The sequence below is a fragment of the Amycolatopsis sp. NPDC059657 genome, assembly GCF_042734395.1.
GTDB lineage: Bacteria > Actinomycetota > Actinomycetes > Mycobacteriales > Pseudonocardiaceae > Amycolatopsis.
This window is the reverse complement of the sequence record NZ_JBHWEB010000048.1, coordinates 20,767-43,804: the sequence shown is the minus strand read 5'-3', so window position 1 is coordinate 43,804 and position 23,038 is coordinate 20,767. Positions and strand designations below refer to the sequence as shown.

Here is a 23,038-nt window from a genome sequence, read left to right as displayed (position 1 = left end):
CGTTGGCCGAGCATTGTTTCCGACGTTGTGAGGAGTCTTCATCATGGGCCGTATCAGGCGTTCCTACGCGATCGGCATCGCCGCGGCGTGCGCGGCGATGGCCGTCTCGGCCGCGCCGAGCGCCCAAGCGGACGAACTGGTCCCGACACGGTCGGTGCTGTTGCTCACCGTCAGCATGCCGCACCTGAGCACGGTGGTGGACCGCTACCGCGTGCTCGAGTGTTCACCCACCGGCGGCACGCACCCGCTGGCGGCCGCCGCCTGCGCCGATCTCGAATATGCGAACGGTGACGTCAGAGCCGTGGCCACGGACGACCGCCACTGTCCGATGATCTATGCGCCGGTGACCGTGTCCGAGCAGGGCTGGTGGCACGGCAAGCGGACCGGCATGACCGAAACCTTCGCGAACACCTGCGTCATGCGCGCGGAGACGGGCGCGGTGTTCGCCTTCTGAGATGACGGGGCCGGCGGATGGCTGCAGGGACCGCCGCCGGCCCCGTCCACAGGGAAAGCTGGGGCAGAGCCCGCGCTGCCCTTCCCTGACCCCGGCATAAGGGATGACCCTGGTCGCAAGACCGGGGAATTCGCCGGTCCCGCTCGGCGTGTCGGCGCGGCATCGTTGTGAGCCAGACCACAATGGGCAGTGAAGGCGGGTGTTCAGGATGGGACAGACGCGATTACCGGGGACCTTGTCCAGCAGGGGCAGGGCGATGTTGCGGGCGGTGGCGGCCGGGCGTGCGGAGATCACGTGCAGCTGCGAGCCCGATATGCGGATCGACGGGCTGCTCTGCTGTGACCAGATCGTCGCGCATGAGCTGGTGCGCAGCGGCTACGTCCGGCCCGGACGGCCGAGACCAGGCGAGTTGTGGGTCACCGCCGAGCTGACCGAGGTCGGATCGGCCCTGCTGGAACCGCTGGTCGCCGCCTGAGACTAACCTCGCCATCATGACGGCGACCGTGACCAAGCGCATGATGTTCTTCTCCGGCGGCTCGCACCCGGTGCTCGCCAAGGAGATCGCGAGCGAGCTCGGCGTGTCGATCACCCCGCAGACCGAGCACACGTTCGCCAACGGGGAGAGCTTCGTCCGCTTCGACCGGTCGGTCCGCGGCTGCGACGCGTTCGTGCTGCAGACCGAGACCAGGCCGATCAACACGTGGCTGCTGCAGCACCTGATCATGCTCGACGCGCTCAAGCGGGCCAGCGCGAAGCGGGTCACCGTGCTGCTGCCGTTCTACCCGTACTCCCGCCAGGACAAGAAGCACTACGGCCGCGAGCCGATCACCGCCCGCCTGGTCGCGGACATGCTCGCCACCGCGGGCGCGGACCGGATCATGACCGTCGACCTGCACACCGCGCAGGGCCAGGGCTTCTTCGACGGCCCCGTCGATCACCTCCGGGCACAGCCGATGCTCGCCGAGCACATCCTCGCGCGCTACGCGGGCGCGGACTTCACGGTCGTCGCCCCCGACTCCGGCCGCGTGCGGCTCGCCGAGACCTGGGCCGAGCTGCTGGACGCGCCGATGGCCATCATCCAGCGCCGCGACACCCTCGAAGGCGAGCACAAGGGCATTCACACCGTCGTCGGCGACGTCGAGGGCAGGCTCTGCGTGGTGGTCGACGACATGATCGACACCGGCGCCACGGTCACCGGCGCGACCAAGCTGCTGCTCGCCGAGGGCGCGACCGAGGTCGTCACCACCGCGACCCACGCCGTGCTCTCGGGTGACGCGGCGCAGCGGATCGCGGCGTGCGGCATCAAGGAGGTCGTGCTCACCGACACCGTGCCGATCCCGGACAGCTCGCGGTTCCCGCAGCTCACTGTGCTGCCGATCGCGCCACTGCTCGCCGACGCCATCCAGGCCGTGTTCGACGACGACTCGGTCGAAGGCCTTTTCGCGCGCTGAGGCATGGTTCTCCGGCGAACGCCGGCGTGCCCAGCCGGACGACACGCGTCCACAAAGGACTAACGTTGCGACTTTTTGCCAATTGATGTCGCTTTTGTCTGATCTGGCGGCGATGTGAGGGCCTAGTTTGACCCGCTGGGCTGTGTGAAGGCTCCCTTCACAGCTTGGCTAGAGGCCGAGCGCGTTGTTCGGCGGCAGCGGGGTGACGACCGGCGTCTCGTCGGTGAAGATCTCCGCGCGGCCGAACAGTTTCTCCAGTTCGGTGCCGCTCACACAGCGCGCGGGGAACACGGCGGACGCGGCGCGGCGCGCGACCGTCTCGACCGGGAGCTCGTGTTTCGACGCGGCGAGCACCAGGTTGCCGAAGCGCCTGCCGCGCAGGACGCCGGGGTCGGCGAGCAGCAGGACGTGCGGGTACACCGAGGCGACGGTCGCCATCACCCGCCTGGCGAACTTGAGGCCCTGGCCGTCGGAGATGTTGACCAGGAGCGTCCCGGACGGCCGCAGCACCCGCGCGGTGTCACGCAGGAACTCGGCGGTCGCGAGCCCGCCCGGCATCTCGGCGCGCTGATAGGCGTCGACCACCAGCAGGTCGGCCGAGTTGTCGCGCCTGGTCGCGACGCCGTCGCGGCCGTCGCAGACCCTGACCTTGAGCGCGGCCACGCCGCGCAAGTCGAGTTGTTCGCGGACGAGCTCGACGAGGCGGTCGTCGGCGTCGAACACGAGCTGGCGTGAGCCGGGCTTGGTGAAGGCGATGTAGCGGGGGAGCGTGCAGGCGCCGCCGCCGACGTGCACGGCCTCCACCGGGCCTGGCGGCAGCGAGTCGACGACGTCGCCCATGCGGCGTACGTAGTCGAACTCGAGATGCCCGGGATCGTCGAGGTCCACATAGGACTGTGCGACCCCGTCGACGCTGAGCAGCCAGGCGTTGTCGCGGTCCCAGTCACGCAGCAGCTCGGCCGTGCCGAACCGCACCGGGTACTGACCGGGCTGCGGGTCTGACGGCCCGGTACGGGTTCGCGGCTCGCGCCTGTTCATCGGCGGGCCGGAGGTGGCGGGACGGCCTTCGCGGCCACGATGTCGTCGAGCGCGATGCTCGACACGCCACGCTTGGTCTCGACCTCACACGTGGTGTCGTCGAGCGCGCGCAGGTACCCGAGTGCGTCGGTGAACCCACCTTCGACGCGGTACCGCACGACCACCCTGGTGCCCAGCGCGAAGCCGAGCTTCACCGGCCTTCCAGATGCGCGGTCAGCTCGGGGTCGGTGGGCTCGACGAGGTGCGTGCCGTCGGGCCAGACCAGTGTCGGGATCTTCCGGTTGCCGCCCTGGAGTTCCTTGACGGCCTGTTCGGCGGCTTCGTCCGCTTCGACATCGATGTAGTCGTACTCGACCTCACCGGCGTCCAGCAATGCGCGGCTGCGCTTCACGTCGGGGCACCAGCTGGTGCCGTAAACGGTCAATCTGCGCACGGTGATCATATGTTCCAGCTTACTTACCCGATGACAGGGAACGAAGTTGACACCGGCCGGGGGCCTCGTTGTGTGAGGTCCCCGGCGGTTCAGGCGGCGCGGCTGCGGCGGAGCAGGTTCCGGCGTTCGGCCTCGGTGGTGCCGCCGAAGATGCCGGAGGTGAGCCCGTTGTCGAGCGCGTAGTCCAGGCACTGCGCGCGCACCGGGCACGCCCCGCACACGGCCTTCGCCTGCGCGACCTGGCGAGCGCCGGGGCCCAGTTCGGAAACCGGGAAGAACAGCTCGGGTTCGATGTCGCGGCAGGCGGCGTTCTCGCGCCAGTCGATGTAGTCCTTGGGCATGGTCAACGCCTCCTCGAAATTTCTCGCGCGCGCGGAAACCCGCAACGCGATTTGTCTTGGTGTGTTTTCCCCTGCCGAGTGGCCGGGTACTGAGGATCGCATATGACAACCCTTCCCGGCTTCTGGTTATTCCGAGGGCTTGACGGGGCACCGCGCGGCGCTATAGTGAACCTAGTGGTTAATTAACTAGGTGGTTAAGTGTGACGGTGGCAGAGTCAGACCAGCTCAGCGGCATCTTTTCGGCGCTCGCCGACCCGACGCGCCGCGCGATGCTCGCGCGCCTGGCGGGTGGCGAGGCGTCGGTGACCGAGCTGGCGGAGCCGTTCGAGATGAGCCTTCCGGCCATCTCGAAGCATTTGAAGGTGCTCGAACGAGCCGGGCTCATCACCAGGGGACGCGAGGCGCAATGGCGGCCGTGCCGTCTGGAAGCGGGCCCGCTCGGGGCGGCCGCGAGCTGGCTGGAGAGGTACCGCATGTTCTGGGACGGCAGTTTCGACCGGCTGGACGACCACCTGCGGGCGATCCAGAAAGGGAAAGCGGATGGATGACACCCTCCGGCTCGAGATTACCCGGATCTTCGACGCGCCGAGGGACCTGGTGTTCCGCGCGTGGACCGATCCCGCGCAGCTCACCCGCTGGTTCGGGCCGCACGGGATGACCACCCCGCTCGACTCCATCCGCGTCGACCTCCGGCCGGGTGGTGAGTGGCGGGCGTGCATGGTCCGCGACTCGGATGGTTTCGAGGCGCACACGGGTGGCCTGTACCGCGAGGTCGCGGAACCGGAGCGGCTCGTTTTCACCTGGGGTATCGAGGTGCAGGGCACGATCGAAGAATCGCTGGTCACCATCGTGTTCGATGATGTCGGCGGTAAAACGAAGATGAGTTTCACCCAGGTCGGATTCCCGACCACCGCGAGCCGCGACGAGCACGAGGGCGGCTGGACGGAGACGTTCGAGCGACTGGCGTCGCTCACAAGTGAACGGGGATGAAAATGCCGCAAGTCGTTTCCGCCGAAGAATGGCAGGAAGCCCGTGACGCGCTGCTGGTGAAGGAAAAGGCGCTCACCAAGGCGCAGGACGCGCTAGCCGCGGAGCGCCGCAGGCTGCCGATGGTCGAGTGGGACGCCGGTTACGTCTTCGAGGGCCCGGACGGCAAGGTCACGCTCCTCGACCTGTTCGAGGGCAGGCGTCAGCTGATCGTCTACCACTTCATGCCGTTCACGTCGGCGGGCCCGTGCCCCGGCTGTTCGTTCGTGGTCGACACCATGGGCCGCCAGGAGCCGCTCCACAACCGCGACATCTCGCGCGTGGTCACCTCGATGGCCACGGTCGACGAGATCGACGCGATGAAGAAGCGCATGGAGTGGACCGTCCCGTGGTACTCCGCGCTGGGCAGCACCTTCACCGACGACTGCGGTGTCGAGAGCTTCGGCGTGAGCGTCTTCCTGCGTGAAGGCGACAAGGTCTACCGCACGTACTTCACGACCGGCCGCGGCGGCGACCAGCTGCTGTCGACCCTGCGCTACATCGACCTGACGCCGCTCGGCCGCCAGGAGGCATGGGAAGAGGAAAGCCGAGGCGACGACGGCCCCGGCTACTGGTGGCGCCCTCACGACGAGTACTGAGCGCCGGTGCAGAATGCCGGACATGAAACGCAGCGCCGGCATTCTGCTCCACCGTTCCCACCGCGAGGTCTTGCTCGGTCACATGGGCGGCCCGTTCTACGCGAAGAAGGACGACGGCGCCTGGTCCATCCCCAAGGGCGAGTACGAACCCGACGAAATCCCCGAAGCCGCCGCTCGCCGCGAGTTCACGGAGGAACTCGGCCTCCCGGTCCCTTCCGGCGACCTGGTGCCTTTAGGCGAGGTCAAGCAGTCGGGCGGCAAGCTCGTGACGATCTGGGCAGTGGAAGCCGACCTCGACCCGGCCCAGGTCGTGCCCGGAACCTTCTCGATGGAGTGGCCGCCCCGCTCCGGCAAGACACAGGAGTTCCCCGAGCTTGACCGCGTGGCCTGGTTTTCCCTGGCCGACGCCCGCACCAAGCTCTTCAAGTCCCAGCACCCCTTCCTGGACCGCCTGGCCGCCCTCGCCTGACCGCGCACAGATCGCGGACACGCGTGCAGGAGCAGCGGACACGCGTACGCAGAGAGCAAGTTGATCTTCAAGGCCTAACTTGCTCTCTGTGCACGCGTGTCCGCGTTTCCTGCACGCGTGTCCGCGGTTGGTGTACGGGTCAGGGCTGGGCTAGCGATGCTAGGTGGGCTTGGGCTTCGCGGAGCTGGGCGGCTACGCGTTCTCGGGTGGCCGCGGCCTCTTCGGTGGCCTCGCGAATCAGCTCGAGCGATTCTTCTTTGGCGAGTTCGACCATGCGGCCGAGGCGTTCGGCCAGGCCGTCGGGTTCGATGGGGGAGCGGGATATTCGGTCGACGCGGGCGCGGAGGTCCCGGTTCTCCTCGGCGACCGCCTCCAGGGTTCTGGTGACGTCGGACGCGTAGGCGCGGGCGGCTTCCCGCTCGGCGGTCAGGAGCCGGAGCTCGGTTTCGACGCAGCGCAGGTACGACTGGACCTCTTGCCTGTCGTACCCGCGCCACGTCACGCCGAACCCTGGCCGCAGCTCTTCAACCTCGTTGGCCGTGGGTCTCACCTCCACAGTGGACAGTCGATTCGCCCAGTGGAAACACAAATCTCGGTCCCTCTAAGTTCCCAAGTTACCGAGATTCGCGCAATCGGCCAACCCGGTCGAGCGTCAGCACACCACCTTGAGGTTCGCCCAGTCGCCGTGGTCCGAAGTGGACCCGTCGCCGCCGTCGGTCACCACGAGATCCAAAGCGCGCACACCGGTGACATCCGCTTGCAGTGGCCGAGCTTCTTCGCGGAACTTCACGACGTTCGAAGCCGCCAGTGACTTGCCGTCGCCGATGACCTCGAACTTGACGCTGCCGCCGTTGGCCTCCAGGTCGACGCCGACCAGTGACGTCAGCGTCCGGCATTTCCCGCCCAGGTAGAACCGCACGTGCGAACTCGCGTGCACGCCGAGGCCGTCGTCGTAGACGGCGGTGCCGATGCGCATCTGGTGGCCGTCGCCCTGCGCCTGCTCGCCGTTGCTCATGTTCCGCTCGACCGGGCCCCAGCCGTTGGACGCGCTCACCCAGTCCACTGTGGACAGTGAGGTGATGCCCGCGTCCGGTGCCGTGGCCAGCGTGGTCGAGGTGTTCGTCGTCAGCGACCCGCGCCCGCCGACGGACCAGTACTCCGCGGACACACTGGGCGAAACGGTCGCCGGAACCTGCGCGGACGGCCTCAACGTCAAGGTCCGCTGCCACGACTTACCCGGCAACACCACCGGCACGGACGCTTCCGTCGAACCATCGGCCGTCCAGCCCGCGGGCACCGCGAAGCGCACGCGCGCGCCGGCCACCGGGGTCGTGCCGTCGTTGTACAGCGTGACCGTGGTCTTCAGCGGCTCGCCCTTGCCTGAGAGTTCCGGTGCGTCGAGCGACAAAGTTGTGTGCGGCGCCAAGACACCGCGCGAGGGCCACACCCGGAACACCGAAGCCCCGTGACCAGGCACGCTCGCCCGCACGACCCCGGCACTGGACGTCTCGGCGCCGGTCCACAGGTCCCGGACCCGGTAGTCACGGGACCGCAGGCCGAGCGCGGCGGCGTCCGTGGAAACCGTCCTGGTCGCGCTGGCGCGGTTGAGCAGCAGCACGGCGGCCGAGCCGTCGGACATCGGCTTCGCCCAGACCTCGGCGTCGCCGTCGTCGCGAATCTTGTGCCCCTGCTTGCCGCCCCAGTCCTGGTTGACCGCGATCAGGTCGCGGTTGAGCAGAATGCGCCGCGTCTCGGGTGTCATCGCGCCGAGGTCGTTGCCCGCGATCAGCGGCGCGTTCAAGATCGACCACAACGCGAAGTGCGCGCGGTACTCCGTGTCGGTCATGCCGCCGTTGCCGACTTCGAGCATGTCCGGGTCGTTCCAGCCACCCGGCCCCGAGTACGCCTCCAGCCCGACCTGCTTGTCGAGGATGTCGGTCATGCTGTCCCAGCTGTCGGCGATGTCGAGCGTCGTCCGCCACAGCTGCGCGCCGACCGTCCGGCCCCACAGCCACGGCTTGTTCTCGCCCCATTCGCAGAGCGCGTAGACGATGTCGCGGCCCGTCGCCTTGAGCGCGTCACCCATCGCCTTGTACCGCTCGCTCGCCGGTCGGCCCTGGGTGTTGCAGTTGTCGTACTTGAGGTAATCGACGCCCCACGCGGCGAACGTCCGCGCGTCGACGGCCTCGTGGTCGAGTCCGCCCGGCATGGTGTCCGCGCAGGTACGGGTGCCGGCGCTGGTGTAGATCCCGAGCTTCAGGCCCTTCGAGTGCACGTAGTCGGCGAGTGCCTTCATGCCGCTGGGGAACGTCTTGCGGTTCGCTTCCAGGTCGCCCATGACGTTGCGCTGCGACTCGGCCCAGCAGTCGTCGATGTTCACGTACTCGTACCCGGCGTCGCGCATGCCGGAGCTGACCAGTACGTCGGCCGCGGTGCGGATCTTCTGCTCGTTGATGTCGCAGTGGAACGCGTTCCAGCTGTTCCAGCCCATCGGCGGCGACGCGAGCCCGCCGCTCGCCTCGGCGGCCGGTACCACGGTGAAAGCCGACAAAGCGACCAAGAACGCCAATAATCGGCGCATGAAAGCTCCTTAAAGGGTGATGGTGACGGATTCGCCGGCGCGCAGCGTGAGGGTGCGGCGCCAGGAGCCCGCGCGCAGCTCGGTCTTGGTCCCGCCGACGCTGCGGATGGTCGCGCGGGTGACCTTCCCGCCGGTCCAGGCGACGTCGACGGTGAACCCGCCGCGCGCGCCGACGCCGGTGACCTTGCCCGACGCCCACGCGGAAGGCAGCGCGGGCAGCAGTTCGATCACGCCGGGCCGCGAGTAGACGAGCATCTCCAGCATCGCCGACGGCGCGCCGAGGTTGGCGTCGATCTGGAACAGCATGTGGTCGCCGTTGGCGTACATGTCGAAGAAGTTCGGCGCGGTCCCATTGCCCATGTTGATCGACGGCCGCATCACGTTGAGCACCGACTGGTACGCCCGGTCGGCGTCCTTGAGCCGCGCCCAGCACAGCGCGCGCCATGAGCACGACCAGCCGTAGCTCTCCATGCCGCGCGCGATCAGCAGGTTCCGCACGCCGTCGAGCAGCGCAGGGGGAGACGTGTCCGCGGCGATCCGGTCACCGGGGAAGAAACCGACCAGCGGCGAGAGGTGCCGATGCGTGGTCTCGCCGAGGTTGTCCTGGCTCATCCACTCCTGCAGCCACCCGGTCTTCGGGCTGACCTCGGGCAGGTAGAGCCGGTCCTGCAGGCCCTTGATCGTGGCCGCGTACGCCCCGTCGACCCCGAGGACCGCCGTGGCAGCGCGGAAACTCTGGAACAGGTCCCAGACGATCTCCTGCGCGTACGTGATGCCCTTGGCGTCCTGCGGGCCGTGCTCGGGTGACCAGTCGTTGTCGTCGACGAGCACCTCGCGTCCGTTCACGGTCATCGTGATCAGCCGTGATTCCCAGAACTCGCAGGCACCCTTGAGCAGCGGGTAGATCTTGCTCAGGTACGCGCGGTCCTGGGTGAACTCGTAGTGCTGCCACAGCGAGTTGCACAGCCACGCGTTGCCGCCGGGATGCCACCACCAGCCGAGCCCGCCGTGGGTGTTCGTCGAGAACGCGACGGCCCAGCCCGCGATCTTGCCGGTGGTGTTGCGGAAGCGGTTGCGCGGATCGTTGAAGAGCTTCTGCGTGACCGAAGACCACGAGCTGAGCTGCGAGACGCAGTAGTCGGCGAAAGCGTCGAAACACGGCGAAAGCCCCGCGCGGTCGGCGAGCCAGTAGTTCATCTGGACATTGATGTCGGTGTGGTAGTCCGCCATCCAGTCCGGGTTGTTGGTGTGCAGCCAGAGACCCTGCAGGTTGATCGGCAGGCTGTCGCGTGACGACGTGATCGTCAGGTACCGGCCGAACTGCAGGTAGCTCGCTTCCAGCTCCGGGTCGGGCTGGCCGGAGGTGTAGCGGACGGCGATGCGCGACCACGAGTCGAGCGAGCGTTGCGTCCGGGTCGACCGGCCGAGGTCGATCGTCTGCCGGTTGTAGAGCGACTGGTAGTCCTTGACGTGCGTGGCGAGCAGCGCCGACGCGTTCGCCGCTGCCGCGGTGCGTGCCTTGGTCTTGGCGATGGTCAGCGGATCACCGGCCGTGCGGAAACCCTTGGCGGCGTCGGCCGCGTAGTTCGTGCCGCCGCTGAACACGATCAGCAGGTCACGGCAGTCGGTGAAGGTGACGTCGGCGCCCTTGACCGCGACCTTGCCGGAGCCGGTCGCGGTGACGACGGCCGCGTACTTCAGTCCATTCGGGAGGGACGCGGCGAACGACGCGTCGGCGACCGTCTCACCGTGCGTGCCCTCCAGCGTGATGGTGCCCGATTGCGGACCGCCACTGAGCCGGACGATCACTACGTCATCGGGGTGGCTCGCGTAGACCTCGCGGGTGAACCGGGTGCCGTTGACGGTGTAACTCGCCGACACGACGCCGTTGCTCAGGTCGAGCTGCCTGCGGTAGCCGGTGAAATTGGCGTGCGCCGGTATCTTGATCCGGAGCTTGGCCAGCACGCTGAATGTGCCGAATTTCGTTGTCTCGTAAGGGAACTGGCCGTCGTCCTGCAACGCGTCGTTGGCGTCGCCCGACCAGAGCGAGGCGTCGGCGAGATAGAGGAAATCGTTTGCCGGATCGCCACCGGTGAGCGCGCCGAGCCTGCCGTTCCCGACGGGCAGCGCCTGTTCCATGATCTTCGCTTCCGTCGCGGGCGACGGGTACCAGAGCGTGCTGGCCTGGTCGTTCGGCACCAGGTCGACGTCTTCGGGTCTGGCGGGTTCGGCGTGGGCTTCGAACGGGCGGAGCCCGCTGAGCGCGAGGCCCGCGCCGGTCAGCTTGAGGAAGTTACGGCGTGAGTTGGTCATCAAGGGTCCGTTCGGCGGGTTCAACACAGGAGGGCGGACACTCGCCGAAACGTACGACCTATGTTTCGATAGTGTCAACCCGCGAACGGATAAAACCGTTCTGTAGCGCCAAAAATCAGACTAATGATTGATCGACTGCCTTGATAGATCAGATGTCTTGCTGGATCTCTCGCGAGATCGGCGGTTGACGCCGCGACGCGAGCGGCGTAAGAATCACACATCAAAGATCCTATACGATTCTGCGAGGCAACGATGCCGACCCGCAAACTCGCCGTGGCGGTCCTGCTGCTCGGCCTCACCGCGTCCTGCAGCACACGGGGCGCGAACACCACCGCCTCCGCGCCCGGCCCGGCCAAACCGGCCGATTCGGTCAAGGTCGCACTCGTGCCCGGCGGCCCGCACGCCTACTTCCAGGACTGGAAACCCGCTGGCCAGCGGGCCAAGACCGACTTCGGGCTCGGCGCGGTCACCTTCGACGAGACGAGCCAGTGGGACCAGGCGAAGCAGAACGGCGTGCTCAACGCGTTGTCCTCGCAGGGATACACGGCGTTCGGCGTCTTCGGGGTGTCCCCGACGGACATCAACAGCACCTTCAGCGACCTGAAAGCACGCGGCGCCACCGTCGCCTCGCTGGGCTCCTGCCCGGCCGGTGACAAGGTCGACGCCGATTTCTGCCTGTCGACCGACGTCGGCGACGCCGCGTACAAGGCGGCGAAGGCGGCCATCGAGGCGATGGGCGGCAAGGGCACCCTCGTGCATCTCACCGGCAACAACGTCGACTCCAACACCCAGCGCCGGATCGCCGGCGTGCGCAAGGCCGTCGAGGAAACCGGGGTCACGCTGCTGACCACGATCACCGACGTCGACAAGGACCTGCAGTCGGCGCAGAAGGCCGTGTCCGACCTGCTTTCCGCGCACGGCAAGGACATCCAGGGCATCGTCACCACCGCGTACAACCCGGCCGTCGCCGCGTCGGCCGGCGTCAAGGCCTCCGGCCTGCCGGTCAAGGTGGTCGCGATCGACGATGCACCCGAGACGCTCGCCGGTATCCGCGACGGCTCGGTCGCGGCCACGGTCGCGCAGAACGCCGCTGGTCAGGCCTATGTCGGCACCCAGGTGCTGACCAAGCTCGCGACCGGCGCCTGCACGCTCAAGCAGTCCGGCGTCACCGTCGACTCGGGTTCGTTCGTGGTCACCGCCGCCACGGTCGCGACGTTCGACGCCGAACGCCAGGCCAAGACCGCCCAGCTCACCACCCAGTTCGACCAGCTGCTGACCTGCAAGGAGACCCGGTGACGGCGATAGTCAAGGCAGCGGCGTTCCTCGTGGACGTCGAGGTCGAGCGCACGCGAACCGACGCGGTGCAGGCGTTTCTCAAGCAGGAGACCGTTTTCGTCGAGCTTCACACCGACGACGGCGCGACCGGCCTCGGCTATGCCTACACGATCGGCACCGGCGGCACCGCTGTGCTCGCCCTGCTCAACGACAACCTCCTTCCCCGGCTGATCGGCCGCGACGCCCGGCTGGTCGAGTCGATCTGGCGCGAGCTGTTCGCGTCGACCCGCTCGACCACGGTCGGCGCGATCACCTCGCTCGCGCTGGCGGCCGTCGACACCGCGTTGTGGGACCTGCGATGCCTGCGCGCCGCCGAACCGCTGTGGCGCGTCGCGGGCGGATTCCAGCCACGAATTCCCTTGTACGACACCGAAACCGGCTGGCTGCACCTGAGCGTCGACGAGCTGGTGCTCGGCGCCAAGGCCGCCGTCGACGCCGGCTGGGGCGGTATCAAGGTCAAGATCGGCAAGCCGACCGCGGGCGAGGACCTGGAACGGCTGCGCGCCATCCGCGAGGCCGTCGGGCCGAGGTTCGATCTCATGGTCGACGCCAATCAGTCGATGACCTGCGCCGAAGCGATCCGCCGCGCCGAGGCGTTCGCGGGCGTGGACCTGTTCTGGCTCGAGGAGCCGCTGCCCGCCGACGACGTCAGCGGGCACGCGCGGCTCGCCCGCTCGACCAGCATCCCGATCGCGGTCGGCGAGTCGATGTACTCGATCGCGCAGTTCCGCGAGTACCTCGAACGCGGCGCGGCGTCGATCATCCAGGTCGACGTGGCCAGGATCGGCGGGGTCACCCCGTGGCTCAAGGTCGCGCACCTGGCCGAGGCGTTCAACGTCGAGGTCTGCCCGCATTTCCTGATGGAACTGCACGTCAGCCTCGCCGCGGCCATCCCGAACGGCCGCTACGTCGAGCACATCCCGCAGCTGCGCGCCATCACGACCGCCGAGATGGCCGTCGTGGACGGGCACGCGGTCGCGCCCGAGACACCGGGTCTCGGCATCGCGTGGGACCGCGACTCCATGGACGATCGGCGCGTCGCATGACCGTGCTCGCGCCGAAGCGGGTGCTGGCCGATCAACGCACCGGACTGGTCGCGCTGATCGTGCTGCTGGTGCTCGTCTTCGGCTCACTGCGCGCGGGCTTCTTCGACGAGCGGTTCGTGCTTTTCCCGCTGCTGCGCGACATCACGACGCTGACGGTGGTCGGGCTGGCGCAGCTCGCGGTGCTCTCGATCGGGCATCTCAACATCGCGGTCGGGCGGATGGCCGCGTTCGGCGCGATGTTCATGGGCCTCGCGTACGACAACTGGCACCTCCCGCTCTACGCCGGGCTGGCGCTCGGGCTGATCGCCGGCGCCGCGATCGGCGCGCTGACCGGGTTGATCATCACGACCTCCGGGGTCAACTCGTTCGTCGTCACGCTCGCGATGGACTTCGCGCTGCTCGGGCTCATTTCCTTGGTGTACTCGGAAGTCACGACCTCGGCCGCGTTCGTCACCAAGCCTGCCGGGATGGCCGAGCTGCGGCAGTACTCGTTCGCGGATGTCTGTGTCGGCGACCTGTGCGGGTCCGGCGCGGTGCCGCAACTGTTCGTGTTCGCGCTGATCGCGATGGGCCTGGTCGGCTATTTGTTCCGGCGGGCTCGCGCCGGCAGGGAGATGCTGATGGTCGGCACGAACCCGGTCGCGGCGGAACTGTCCGGGATCGATGTGCCACGCCGGATCGTCGGCGCGCACGCGCTTTCGGGCGCGCTCGCCGCGCTGGCCGGGTTCCTGCTCGCGGTGACCGGCGGCTCGTTCACCGCCGGGATCGGCTCGGAGTTCATGCTGCCGTCGTTCCTCGGGCCGGTGCTCGGCGGGACGCTGCTGACCGGCGGGGCCGTGTCGATTCTCGGCACCTTCCTCGGCACCTCGTTGACGCAGGTCATCCGGCAGGGCCTGACGATGCTCGGCGCGAGCGTCGAAAGCTTGTCGCTGTCGCTGGGCGCGATCCTGCTGGCCGCGTTGTCGCTGGACCGGATCCGGCATGTCGTCGGTGAGCGACGGGCGGTGCGCCGATGAAGTACTCACTGCCCGCGGTCGCGCTCGCCGGTTTCGCCGCGCTGGCCGTCGCTTCCGGCGGCTCGCTGCTGGCCGGGCCGTCGCTGCAGACCATGCTCGTCTACCTCGCGGTGCCGATCCTGATCGGGCTCGCGCAGATGGTCGCGCTGGCCGTCGGCCAGATGAACCTGTCCGTCGGCGCGCTCGGCGGGTTCGTCGCCGTCGCGGGCGGACGGGCGATGGCCGGTCTCGGCGTGCCCGCCTGGCTGACCGTGCTCGGCGCGCTCGCGCTGGGCGCGGCCGTCGGCGTGCTCAACGGGGTGCTCGTCGTGCTGACCAGGATCAACGGGTTCATCGTCACGCTCGCCACGATGACCATGCTGACCGGGTTGCAGTACCAGGTCGTCGGCACCGCGACGGTGTCGGACTATCCGCTGCGCGCGTTCGGCTCGCTCGCGATCTTCCACATCCCGGTCGTGCTCCTGCTGGTACTGCTCGTCGCCGGGGCGGTCGCCGGGTTCCTGCGGCACGCCGTCGCCGGGCGCCGGATGCTCGCCAGCGGCGGGAATCCCTTGGCCGCCAAGCTTTCCGGGATCTCCAACGACCGGTCGCTGGTGCTGGCGCACGGGTTGTCCGGGCTGCTGGTCGGCGCGGCCGCGGTCGTCACGCTGGCGACCGCGCCCGGCGTGAACCAGAGCATCGGTGGTGACTGGCTGCTCGCCAGCTTCGCCGCGCCGATCATCGGCGGCACGGCGCTGGCCGGTGGCGCGGTCTCGGTGACGGGCACGGTGCTGGCGGCGTTCATCGTCCGGCTGGTCGACGTCGCGCGTGCGCAGTTCTCGCTCGATCCGAGCTGGGTGAGTTTCGTGGTCGGCGCGGTCGTGCTCGGCACGGTGCTGCTGACCCAGCGGCGACGGGTGGCGCTATGAAGGCGGAAGGGCTGGTCAAGGCGTTCCCCGGCGTCAAGGCGCTCGACGGCGCGAACCTGCGGATCGAGCCGGGTTCGGTGCACGCGCTGCTCGGCGAGAACGGCGCCGGGAAGTCGACGCTGATCAAGATCCTGACCGGGGTGTACAAACCCGACGCCGGACGGCTCGAGGTCGACGGCGAGATCGCGGTCGTCCATCAGGAGCGCAACCTCGTGCCCGGCTTCTCGATCGCGGAGAACATCATGCTGTGGCGCCCGCCGTCGAAGCGCGGGCTGCTCGACCGGGCCGCCGCGCGCGCGGAAGCGGTGCGGTGCCTTGACCTCGTCGGCCTCGACCTCGACCCGGACCGGCCGGTGCGTGGCCTGCCGGTTTCCCAGCTCCAGCTGATCGAAGTCGCCAAAGCGCTTTCGCTCGGCGCGGGTGTCCTGCTGCTGGACGAGCCGACGACGGCGAGCACGCCGAGCGAGGTCGAGCGGCTGTTCACGGTCGTGCGGCGGCTGCGCGACGCGGGCACGGCGGTGCTGTTCGTCAGCCACAAGCTCGAAGAGGTGTACGACCTGTGCGACACGGTCACCGTGCTGCGCGACGGCGTCTCGGTGCTCGAATCCGTCCCGCTGGCCTCGGTGTCACGGGCCGATCTGATCACCGCGATGGTCGGCCGCGAACATACGGTGCTCGACTTCCCGGCCCGCGCCGAACCCGCCGAGCCCATGCTCGAACTGGACGCCGTGAGCACCGCTCTCGGACACCATGACGTCTCGCTGACCGTGCGGCGTGGCGAGATCGTCGGGCTCTACGGCCTGGTCGGCGCCGGTCGTACTGAACTCGCGAAGTCGTTGCTGGGACTGGCATCCGTGACTTCCGGCTCCGTGCGGGTGCGGGGGAAGGCGACTCGGATCCGCGGCGTGCGGGACGCGCTGCGGCGGCATCGCATCGGGTATGTGCCCGAGGACCGCAAGCACGAGGGGTTGTTCCTGGAGCAGTCGATCGCGCGCAATATCGCGGTGCCCGTGTGGGACCGGTTGTCGCGGCGCCTGGGCGTTTCCGCGCGCGCCGAGCGTGAACTCGCGGCGCGCTATGTCGACAGGCTTGGCATCCGGCTGTCGTCGGTGGATCGCGCGGTCGGTGATCTTTCCGGTGGCAATCAGCAGAAGGTCAGCCTCGCGAAATGGCTGGCGGCCGAGACCGAGATCCTGATCATCGACGAGCCGACCGTCGGCATCGACCTGCGGACCAAGGCGGCGTTCCACGAGCTGATCTGGCAACTCGCCGCCGACGGGCTGGCGGTGCTGCTGATCACCAGCGATCTGGTCGAGATGGTCACTTTGGCCGACCGGATCTTCGTGATGCGCGATTTCGCGGTGTGCGGCGAGGTCGTCAACGACCATGACTACCCGCGGACCAGCCAGGCCGTGATGGGGCACATCCATGCCGGGGCCGAGCTGTGACCCTGCTGCGGGTCGACGTCGGCACCGGCGCCTGCCACGTCGAACAGGTGGATCGGCGGCGATTCCTCGCTGTCGAAGAACTGCTCGCCGTGCCATCGTTGCCTGTCTGGCATGCCGATCAGCCGGTGGTGTTCGTCGCCGGGTTCTCGGGACGGCGTGCGCTCGCGCTGGACCGGTTTTCGCTGGTCGCGCGGTCGCCGTCGACCGGAGGCATCGGCGAGAGCCGGGTCGAGGGACCGTTCGGGCCCGCGCTGGCCGACCTCGGGCGCACGGCCGTGTCGATCACCGGCCGTGCGCCGCGCCCGAGCTATCTGCTGCTCGGCCCCGGCTCGGCGCGGGTGCTCGACGCGGCCGATCTGTGGGGCGCCGACACCACGGAGACGACCGACCGCCTGCTCGAGCGGCACGGTCTCGGCGCGCACGTGGCGGCGATCGGACCGGCGGGGGAGAACCTCGTGCGGTTCGCGAGCGTCGTCGCGGACTACTCGCATCCGGCGGCGCGCATGGGACTCGGTGCGATGCTGGGAGCCAAGCTCCTGAAAGCCGTCGTGGTGACGGGTGGTTCCCCTGCCGAGTTCGCCGATCCGGCCGCGGTCGCCAGGATCACGGGCGACTACCAGGCCGGTATCAGCGCGAATCCGTTGACGCTGAGCCAAAAAGCGGATCCGGGATTCGGCGCGTGGCCCGCGAGCGGGCTCGACGGCTATCTCGGCGTCCGCAACCACAGCACCTCCGGGGTGAACCTGGCGGGGTTCACCCCGGAGGCCTACCAAGCCCGCCTGAGCAGGTCGTCGGGTGGTTGTCCCGGCTGCCCGCAGGACTGCCTCAAGTCGTTCGACGGGCACACACTGCACCAGGAGGCGGTGGCCGCGTTCGCGGGGAACCTCGCGATCGAGGACCTCGACACCGTGCTCGAACTCAACGCCTGGTGCCACCGGCTGGGCGTGGATCCGGTTTCGCTGGCGGGCGTGCTCGCGTTCCGGTGCGAACTCGCGCAGGAAGCACTGCTCACGGGGCCGAGGTTCGGCGACGCGGACGCGTTGACGGCGTTGGCGTCGAAGATCATCCAAGGTGATGACGTGCTGGCCATGGGTGTCGCACGTGCGTCACGGCTGCTCGGGTTCGAACCGTTCGCCATGCACAGCAAGGGAATCGAGCTTCCGGCGTTCGACCCTCGCGGGTGCCAGGGACTCGGGCTGGCGTACGCGGTGCATCCGCTCGGGCCGCGCTACGACGCCGTCGAGCACGACATCGACTTCGACCCGGTCGACGGGTTCCTGCCCGGCGAGCCGATGACGGCGCTGACCGAGTCCAAAGTGGATCTCGTCGCCGACCTGATGGAACTGTGGAGCGGCTACGACGCGGCCGGGCTCTGCCTGTTCGCCGCGCCACCCACCCGCAACCTCGACGAGGACTCCGCCGCCTCGTTGCTCGCCGCGGTCACCGGCTGGCCGATCACGCCCGCCGAGCTGCGTTCGCAGGGACGCCGACGGCTCGCGTTGATGCGCCACTACAACCTGCGTGAAGGCCTGCGCCCCGCGCTCGACACGCTGCCGCGGCGGTTCTTCACGCGACCCATCGACAGCGGGCGGCATGCCGGTGCCGTCCTCGATCCCGAAGTCTTCGAAGCCGCGGTCACGCGGCTGTCCGCCCTGCTCGGCTGGCTATGAAGGGAACGACCGTGTTCTTGCGCAGACTGGGTGCCTTACTGGCCATCGCGTGCTTGGCCTTCGCGACGCCCGCCGTGGCCGCACCACGGCAGATCGTCGTCTACGCGGCGCCGAACGGGGTCGGGCAGCTGTGCTCGGCCATGCTGCCGTGCTCGGTGACCACCGCTCAGCACCAGGCCCGCCAGCTTGCGCGGTACGCCGAAGTCGTCGTCCGGCTCGCGGGCGGCACCTATTCGTTGCGCGCACCGCTCGTGTTCGGACCCGAGGACTCCGGGGTGCGCTGGCAGGCCGCGCCGGGCCAGAAACCCGTGTTCAGCGGCGGGATCCCGGTCACGGGCTGGCGCGAGTCGGGTGGCCTGTGGAGCGCGCGTGTGCCCGCGGACCTGCGCACACGCCAGCTCTACGCCGACGGGATCAGGCTCCCGCGCGCACAGGGCGAGGTCGCGATGAAGCAGACGACGGCCGGTTTCGACAGCCCGGCGATGGCGTCGTGGCGCAATCCGTCCTCGATCGAGTTCGTGCTCGGTGACGGACATGGTTCGTGGAGCGAACCCAGGTGCGGCGTCGCGACGATCCAGGGCTCGGCCGTCATGATGCGGCAGCCGTGCTGGGACAACATGAAGCTCGCCGACCAGCCGCGCGGCCCGTACGGTGACAATCCGGCAGGCGGGTTCCCGACCTATCCGTCCGATGCCGTGCCGACGCGCGTCGAGAACGCGTTCGAACTGCTCAGCCCGGGGGAGTGGTACCTCGACGATGCCCAGCACGTCGTCTACTACCAGCCGAAGCCCGGCGAGAACGTGCGGTCGATGCACTTCGTCGCGCCCAAGCTGGAGCAGCTCGTGCGGACGTCTACCTCGGCCGCGGCGCCGTTGCACGATGTGACGTTCGAAGGCATCGAGTTCGCGTACGCGACCTGGCTGCGGCCGAGCGGCGATGACGGGTTCGCCGAGATGCAGGCCAACTTCACGCTCACCGGGCCGGGCGCGTCCAAGAGCCAAGGCCTCTGCGAGTACTCGGTGCCCAAGGGAACCTGCCCGTTCGCGTCGTGGACGCGGCCGGACGCGGCGGTCGACCTCACCGGCACGCGGAACGTTTCGTTCGTGCGCAACACCTTCACCCACCTCGGCGGCGCCGGGCTCGGCCTGCAGCACGGGGTTCAGCGTGACGTGATCGAGGGCAACGTCGTCACCGATGTCTCGGGGATCGGCATCCTGCTCGGCGCGGTCGACGACCCCCGGCCCGCCACCGACGCGGAGATCGCGACCGGGAACACGATCCGGAACAACCTCCTGCACCACACCGGCGTCGAGTTCACCGGCGCGCCCGCGATCGTCAACGGCTACTCGCGCGGAACGTCCATTGTGCACAATGAGATCGGCGACGTGCCGTACACCGGCATCTCCTCGGGCTGGGGAGGCTGGCGCACCAACTCGGCGTTCCCCGGCGAGAACCCGAACATCAACGCGGACAACACGATCTCGAACAACCTCGTCTACCGGGACATGCTCGTCCGCTACGACGGCGGCGCCGTCTACACCAACGGGCCGCAGGGCACGAGCTACGAGCACGGGCTGACGGTCGCCGGGAACGTCAACTTCAGCGGGAAGAAGACCGCGAACACCGTCTACAACGACGAAGGCGGCGACTACGTCACCATCGCCGGCAACGTCCAGTACGACGACGGCGGCGGCTTCAACGGCGGCTGCTCGACCACGGGACACGTGCGGCTCAAGGACAACTACCACGTCGGCCCGCTCAACTCGTTCCCCTGCGCACCCGCGCCGGTCGGCCTCGAAGACCTGGGCGGCAACCGGCTGATCTCGCCGAACCCGCAGGCGGGCGAGATTCCGGCCGCCGTGCTGGCCGGCGCCGGGCTGGAACCGGCCTTCCGTGACCTGACGACCTCTCGTCCGCCGGTGCTCGTGCTGGTTTCGCCGTCCTGCACGGGTGACCTGCTGCTTTCGGGTTCCGGCTTCACCCCGGACGCGGCGGTGACCGTCGGCGGCAAGCGCGTCTCAGCGGCTTATGTCTCGCCCAATCACCTGACGGTTTCCTCGCCCGGAGGTGGCACGGTCACCGTGAGCACCGCTGCCGGAACGAGTTCGGCCGTGGCGTCCTCGCTGTGCGCCGGGCTGAGCACGCGGTTCGACAACGTGGGCATCACGCCGGACGGCGACACCTCGCGCGGCAACGTCGACGGGTACGGCTACAGCTACTCGGCCGAGGCGTTGGCGGCGAAAGGCGTGACCCCGGGTGCGCTGATCTCGTCACACGGCATCAAGTTCACCTGGCCGACCGGTTCGCCGGACAACGCGATCTCGCGTGGCCAGGTCGCCGGGGTGAGCGGTGCTTCCGACACGCTCGGGTTCCTGCTGGCCAGCACCTCGGGTTCGCCGGACACGCAAGGCACGGGCAGCGTGCGGTACACGGACGGCAGCGGCCAGGACTTCACGATCGGCAGCCCGAACTGGGAGGGCACGCCGTCGGTGGTCCCAGTGGTGAGCATGCCGTACCGCAATGGGCCTGGCGGCCGCGACAACCGGCCGGTGCACGTGTTCTACGCCGGGGTGAAGCTGGATCCGCACAAGACCGTCAAGACCGTGCGGCTCCCGGATTCGCCTAAGCTGCACATCTTCTCCGTCGGGCTGGCGGGCAGCCCGGACCTCGCGCTGGGCAAGATCGCCACGCAGTCGTCGGACGCGTGGGGCGGCCTCGCGTCGCGCGTGGTCGACGGTGATTCCAATGGGGTGTTCGGCTACAACTCCGTGAGTCACACCGATCTCGACGCGCACTCGTGGTGGCAGGTCGACCTGGGCGCGGCCGGGCCGGTGAGCACGGTCAACGTCTGGAACCGCACGGATTGCTGTTCCGAGCGGCTCAACGACTATTGGCTGTTCGTGTCGGCGAACCCGTTCGACACCACGCTGACCCCGGAGCAGCAGGCCGCGCGTCCTGGCGTGTGGTCGCAGCGGCTGAGCGGTTCCGCCTCGGTGCCGATGTCGGTGACCGGGCGCTACGTGATGGTGCAGCTCGCTCGCCGTGACTACTTGTCGTTGGCCGAGGTTCAGGTGTTCGGTACCCCGGTCGCCGACGAAGGCTGGGTCGGGACCTGGGGTACGGCGCCCGCGGGGGGCGGTGAGCCGCGGGCCGGGCAGTCAGTGCGCAACATCGTGCACACGAGCGTGGCCGGGACGTCGGCGCGGGTCACTTTGAGCAACAAGTTCGGCACCTCGCCGCTGGTGCTGAGCGCCAGCGTCGCGTTACGAGCTGCGCAGACCGCCGACGCCGTGCCGGGCTCGGTGCGCCGGCTGACCTTCGCAGGCCGTGACACGGTGACCGTTCCCGCTGGTCAGGACGTGCGCAGTGATCCGCTGGACTTCGCGGTGCCCGCGGACGGCGACCTGCTGGTGACCACGTACACGCCGTCCTCCGGCCCGTCGACGTATCACCCGGCCGCGAGCCAGACCTCGTTCGCGGGAGCGGGCGATCATGTCGGCGACGTGTCCGGTGCCGCGTTCGGCTGGCAGATCGGATCTTGGTTCTACGTCAAGGAAATCGACGTCCGAGGCTCGTCGGCCCACGCGAGCGTGCTGGCGTTCGGCGACTCGATCACCGACGGCGGCTACTCGACCTCGAGCGCCAATCACCGCTGGCCGGACTATCTCGCGGACCGGCTGGGCCAGCGCTTCGGCGTCCTGAACTCCGGCATCAGCGCGAACCGACTCCTGCTCGACGGCGGCGAGCTCGCGTATGGCCGAAGTGGACTGTCGCGTGTGGACGATGACGTACTTGATCGCACGGCCGTGCGCACGGTGATCCTGCTGGAGGGCATCAACGACATGCTCCAGGATCCGCGCCAGAACGACCCTGCCAAGTTCGCCGCGGGTTACCGTGCGCTGGTGGATCGCCTGCACGCCAAGGGGATCCGCGTGATCGGCGCGACCATCACTCCGTTCAAGGGCTGGTGGGGCTGGGACACCGGCCTGGAGGCCACCCGCACGGCGGTCAACGAGTTCATCCGCACCAGCGGCATCTTCGACGGCGTCGTCGACTTCGCCGCCGCCATCGCCGACCCGCAGGATCCTTTGCGGATGAAGCCGGAATACTCGGCGGAGGACAAGCTGCATCCCTCCGACGCGGGCAACTCGGCTATGGCGGCGGCGATCGACCTAGCCACGCTGTGATCGTGGATCATGCACGATATACTGGGTTCATGGAATTGCCGAGCAGGCAGGTGCTCGCCGACAGCGTCTACGAGCAGATCCGCGCGCTCATCATGAACCACGGCATCTCGCCGGGCGACCGCGTCAACATCGACGAGGTCGCCCGGGAGCTGCAGGTGTCCGGCACCCCCGTCCGCGAGGCACTGGCGCGCCTGGAGTCGGAAGGCCTGGTCTCGCGCCTGCCGTTGCGCGGCTACCGGGCCACAGAGCTGCTGACCCCCCAGGAGATAGCAGACCTGTACGAACTCCGCCTCCTGCTCGAACCCCAAGCCGCCGGCAAGGCCGCGGCCAAGATGACCGAGCCGCTGGCTTCGGCCTTGCGAGACGAACTACTGACCTGCCCGGCGGCGCCGTCCAGCGGCAACTACGAGGGTTACAAGGCCCTCACCGCCCACGACGCCCGCCTCCACCAGTTGATCCTCCACATCGCCGGCAACGAGGCGGTCGAGCAGGCGATCACCCGTACCCACTGTCACCTGCACTTCTTCCGCCTGTCGTACAACCAGCCCTTCGGCGAGCAGACCATCGACGAACACCACGCCATCGCCGAAGCCTTGATCGCCCGCCGCCCCGAAGCCGCCATGGACGCGATGAAGCACCACCTCGAAACGGCCCGCGACCGCATCCTGGCCCGCCTCTGACACGGGGGTCGTGAGTGGTACGGCCGGTTCTAACCGGCGACTG

Annotated in this window: 22 protein-coding genes; 15 read left to right on the top strand and 7 right to left on the bottom strand. The window is 68.7% G+C overall.

Annotated elements, in window-relative coordinates:
- The first annotated feature begins 43 nt into the window (after positions 1-43).
- From ACFV15_RS25215 to ACFV15_RS25205, 3 genes are all read left to right on the top strand, one after another.
- Positions 44-454, top strand: a complete 411-nt coding sequence (locus ACFV15_RS25215; RefSeq protein WP_378353054.1) for an SSI family serine proteinase inhibitor — start codon at positions 44-46, stop codon at positions 452-454.
- A 256-nt stretch (positions 455-710) separates the two neighbouring features.
- On the top strand, positions 711-929 hold the full coding sequence (locus ACFV15_RS25210) for a hypothetical protein (RefSeq protein ID WP_378353053.1): 219 nt from the start codon (positions 711-713) through the stop codon (positions 927-929).
- Between the two features lie 16 nt (positions 930-945).
- On the top strand, positions 946-1,905 hold the full coding sequence (locus ACFV15_RS25205; protein WP_378353052.1) for a ribose-phosphate diphosphokinase: 960 nt from the start codon (positions 946-948) through the stop codon (positions 1,903-1,905).
- 168 nt (positions 1,906-2,073) lie between these two features.
- Here ACFV15_RS25205 and ACFV15_RS25200 read toward each other — a convergent pair whose 3' ends face one another.
- The 4 genes from ACFV15_RS25200 to ACFV15_RS25185 form a co-directional block, all read right to left on the bottom strand.
- On the bottom strand, positions 2,074-2,943 hold the full coding sequence (locus ACFV15_RS25200) for a spermidine synthase (protein WP_378353051.1): 870 nt from the start codon (positions 2,941-2,943) through the stop codon (positions 2,074-2,076).
- On the bottom strand, positions 2,940-3,137 hold the full coding sequence (locus ACFV15_RS25195; RefSeq protein ID WP_378353050.1) for a ferrous iron transport protein A: 198 nt from the start codon (positions 3,135-3,137) through the stop codon (positions 2,940-2,942). The genes ACFV15_RS25200 and ACFV15_RS25195 overlap by 4 nt, the downstream gene beginning before the upstream one ends.
- A complete protein-coding gene (locus ACFV15_RS25190) occupies positions 3,134-3,385 on the bottom strand; it encodes a glutaredoxin family protein (RefSeq protein WP_378353049.1) in 252 nt (83 codons plus the stop codon). Before ACFV15_RS25190 ends, ACFV15_RS25195 begins: the two co-directional genes overlap by 4 nt.
- Before the next feature lie 80 nt (positions 3,386-3,465).
- On the bottom strand, positions 3,466-3,717 hold the full coding sequence (locus ACFV15_RS25185) for a WhiB family transcriptional regulator (RefSeq protein ID WP_378353048.1): 252 nt from the start codon (positions 3,715-3,717) through the stop codon (positions 3,466-3,468).
- Positions 3,718-3,923: 206 nt separating this feature from the next.
- Between ACFV15_RS25185 and ACFV15_RS25180 the strand changes: the two genes are divergently transcribed.
- Genes ACFV15_RS25180 through ACFV15_RS25165 form a run of 4 tightly spaced genes read left to right on the top strand, consistent with a single transcriptional unit; the run spans position 3,924 to position 5,811 of the window.
- A complete protein-coding gene (locus ACFV15_RS25180; protein ID WP_378353047.1) occupies positions 3,924-4,265 on the top strand; it encodes an ArsR/SmtB family transcription factor in 342 nt (113 codons plus the stop codon).
- Positions 4,258-4,707: an SRPBCC domain-containing protein gene (locus ACFV15_RS25175; protein ID WP_378353046.1), complete on the top strand. Its 450-nt coding sequence runs from the start codon at positions 4,258-4,260 to the stop codon at positions 4,705-4,707. Before ACFV15_RS25180 ends, ACFV15_RS25175 begins: the two co-directional genes overlap by 8 nt.
- Positions 4,704-5,342: a DUF899 domain-containing protein gene (locus ACFV15_RS25170; protein WP_378353045.1), complete on the top strand. Its 639-nt coding sequence runs from the start codon at positions 4,704-4,706 to the stop codon at positions 5,340-5,342. Before ACFV15_RS25175 ends, ACFV15_RS25170 begins: the two co-directional genes overlap by 4 nt.
- Before the next feature lie 22 nt (positions 5,343-5,364).
- A complete protein-coding gene (locus ACFV15_RS25165) occupies positions 5,365-5,811 on the top strand; it encodes an NUDIX domain-containing protein (protein ID WP_378353044.1) in 447 nt (148 codons plus the stop codon).
- A 139-nt stretch (positions 5,812-5,950) separates the two neighbouring features.
- Here ACFV15_RS25165 and ACFV15_RS25160 read toward each other — a convergent pair whose 3' ends face one another.
- The 3 genes from ACFV15_RS25160 to ACFV15_RS25150 form a co-directional block, all read right to left on the bottom strand.
- Positions 5,951-6,361 (bottom strand): hypothetical protein, encoded by a 411-nt coding sequence (locus ACFV15_RS25160; protein ID WP_378353043.1) that lies wholly within the window; start codon positions 6,359-6,361, stop codon positions 5,951-5,953.
- Positions 6,362-6,463: 102 nt separating this feature from the next.
- Positions 6,464-8,392 carry an NPCBM/NEW2 domain-containing protein gene (locus tag ACFV15_RS25155; RefSeq protein WP_378353042.1) on the bottom strand — a complete coding sequence of 643 codons (1,929 nt, stop codon included), beginning with the start codon at positions 8,390-8,392 and terminating at the stop codon, positions 6,464-6,466.
- A 9-nt stretch (positions 8,393-8,401) separates the two neighbouring features.
- Positions 8,402-10,705 (bottom strand): glycoside hydrolase N-terminal domain-containing protein, encoded by a 2,304-nt coding sequence (locus ACFV15_RS25150; protein WP_378353041.1) that lies wholly within the window; start codon positions 10,703-10,705, stop codon positions 8,402-8,404.
- A 252-nt stretch (positions 10,706-10,957) separates the two neighbouring features.
- Here ACFV15_RS25150 and ACFV15_RS25145 point away from each other — a divergent pair, with 252 nt between their 5' ends.
- From ACFV15_RS25145 to ACFV15_RS25110, 8 genes are read left to right on the top strand one after another with little or no spacing between them, the layout of a single operon-like run.
- Entirely contained in the window at positions 10,958-12,001 is a 1,044-nt protein-coding gene (locus ACFV15_RS25145) for a sugar ABC transporter substrate-binding protein (RefSeq protein ID WP_378353040.1), read from the top strand.
- A complete protein-coding gene (locus ACFV15_RS25140) occupies positions 11,998-13,086 on the top strand; it encodes a mandelate racemase/muconate lactonizing enzyme family protein (protein ID WP_378353039.1) in 1,089 nt (362 codons plus the stop codon). Before ACFV15_RS25145 ends, ACFV15_RS25140 begins: the two co-directional genes overlap by 4 nt.
- Positions 13,083-14,102, top strand: a complete 1,020-nt coding sequence (locus ACFV15_RS25135; RefSeq protein ID WP_378353038.1) for an ABC transporter permease — start codon at positions 13,083-13,085, stop codon at positions 14,100-14,102. The genes ACFV15_RS25140 and ACFV15_RS25135 overlap by 4 nt, the downstream gene beginning before the upstream one ends.
- The gene (locus ACFV15_RS25130; RefSeq protein ID WP_378353037.1) at positions 14,099-15,010 is read left to right on the top strand and encodes an ABC transporter permease; all 912 of its coding nucleotides are present in this window, start codon (positions 14,099-14,101) and stop codon (positions 15,008-15,010) included. The genes ACFV15_RS25135 and ACFV15_RS25130 overlap by 4 nt, the downstream gene beginning before the upstream one ends.
- On the top strand, positions 15,007-16,458 hold the full coding sequence (locus ACFV15_RS25125) for a sugar ABC transporter ATP-binding protein (RefSeq protein ID WP_378353036.1): 1,452 nt from the start codon (positions 15,007-15,009) through the stop codon (positions 16,456-16,458). The genes ACFV15_RS25130 and ACFV15_RS25125 overlap by 4 nt, the downstream gene beginning before the upstream one ends.
- Positions 16,455-18,128: an aldehyde ferredoxin oxidoreductase C-terminal domain-containing protein gene (locus tag ACFV15_RS25120; RefSeq protein WP_378353035.1), complete on the top strand. Its 1,674-nt coding sequence runs from the start codon at positions 16,455-16,457 to the stop codon at positions 18,126-18,128. The genes ACFV15_RS25125 and ACFV15_RS25120 overlap by 4 nt, the downstream gene beginning before the upstream one ends.
- Before the next feature lie 11 nt (positions 18,129-18,139).
- A complete protein-coding gene (locus tag ACFV15_RS25115) occupies positions 18,140-22,315 on the top strand; it encodes a GDSL-type esterase/lipase family protein (protein ID WP_378353034.1) in 4,176 nt (1,391 codons plus the stop codon).
- Between the two features lie 29 nt (positions 22,316-22,344).
- Positions 22,345-22,995, top strand: coding sequence for a GntR family transcriptional regulator (locus ACFV15_RS25110; RefSeq protein WP_378353033.1), 651 nt, complete (start codon positions 22,345-22,347; stop codon positions 22,993-22,995).
- The last annotated feature ends 43 nt before the right edge of the window (positions 22,996-23,038 follow it).

Bases quoted from the DNA above. Each gene is read 5' to 3' on its own strand.
- ACFV15_RS25135 (WP_378353038.1), top strand. From the start codon at position 13,083: ATGACCGTGCTCGCGCCGAAGCGGGTGCTGGCCGATCAACGCACCGGA.
- ACFV15_RS25200 (WP_378353051.1), bottom strand. From the start codon at position 2,943: ATGAACAGGCGCGAGCCGCGAACCCGTACCGGGCCGTCAGACCCGCAG.
- ACFV15_RS25185 (WP_378353048.1), bottom strand. From the start codon at position 3,717: ATGCCCAAGGACTACATCGACTGGCGCGAGAACGCCGCCTGCCGCGAC.
- ACFV15_RS25150 (WP_378353041.1), bottom strand. From the start codon at position 10,705: ATGACCAACTCACGCCGTAACTTCCTCAAGCTGACCGGCGCGGGCCTC.
- ACFV15_RS25155 (WP_378353042.1), bottom strand. From the start codon at position 8,392: ATGCGCCGATTATTGGCGTTCTTGGTCGCTTTGTCGGCTTTCACCGTG.
- ACFV15_RS25175 (WP_378353046.1), top strand. From the start codon at position 4,258: ATGGATGACACCCTCCGGCTCGAGATTACCCGGATCTTCGACGCGCCG.
- ACFV15_RS25170 (WP_378353045.1), top strand. From the start codon at position 4,704: ATGAAAATGCCGCAAGTCGTTTCCGCCGAAGAATGGCAGGAAGCCCGT.
- ACFV15_RS25165 (WP_378353044.1), top strand. From the start codon at position 5,365: ATGAAACGCAGCGCCGGCATTCTGCTCCACCGTTCCCACCGCGAGGTC.
- ACFV15_RS25130 (WP_378353037.1), top strand. From the start codon at position 14,099: ATGAAGTACTCACTGCCCGCGGTCGCGCTCGCCGGTTTCGCCGCGCTG.
- ACFV15_RS25190 (WP_378353049.1), bottom strand. From the start codon at position 3,385: ATGATCACCGTGCGCAGATTGACCGTTTACGGCACCAGCTGGTGCCCC.
- ACFV15_RS25205 (WP_378353052.1), top strand. From the start codon at position 946: ATGACGGCGACCGTGACCAAGCGCATGATGTTCTTCTCCGGCGGCTCG.
- ACFV15_RS25145 (WP_378353040.1), top strand. From the start codon at position 10,958: ATGCCGACCCGCAAACTCGCCGTGGCGGTCCTGCTGCTCGGCCTCACC.
- ACFV15_RS25110 (WP_378353033.1), top strand. From the start codon at position 22,345: ATGGAATTGCCGAGCAGGCAGGTGCTCGCCGACAGCGTCTACGAGCAG.
- ACFV15_RS25215 (WP_378353054.1), top strand. From the start codon at position 44: ATGGGCCGTATCAGGCGTTCCTACGCGATCGGCATCGCCGCGGCGTGC.
- ACFV15_RS25210 (WP_378353053.1), top strand. From the start codon at position 711: ATGTTGCGGGCGGTGGCGGCCGGGCGTGCGGAGATCACGTGCAGCTGC.
- ACFV15_RS25125 (WP_378353036.1), top strand. From the start codon at position 15,007: ATGAAGGCGGAAGGGCTGGTCAAGGCGTTCCCCGGCGTCAAGGCGCTC.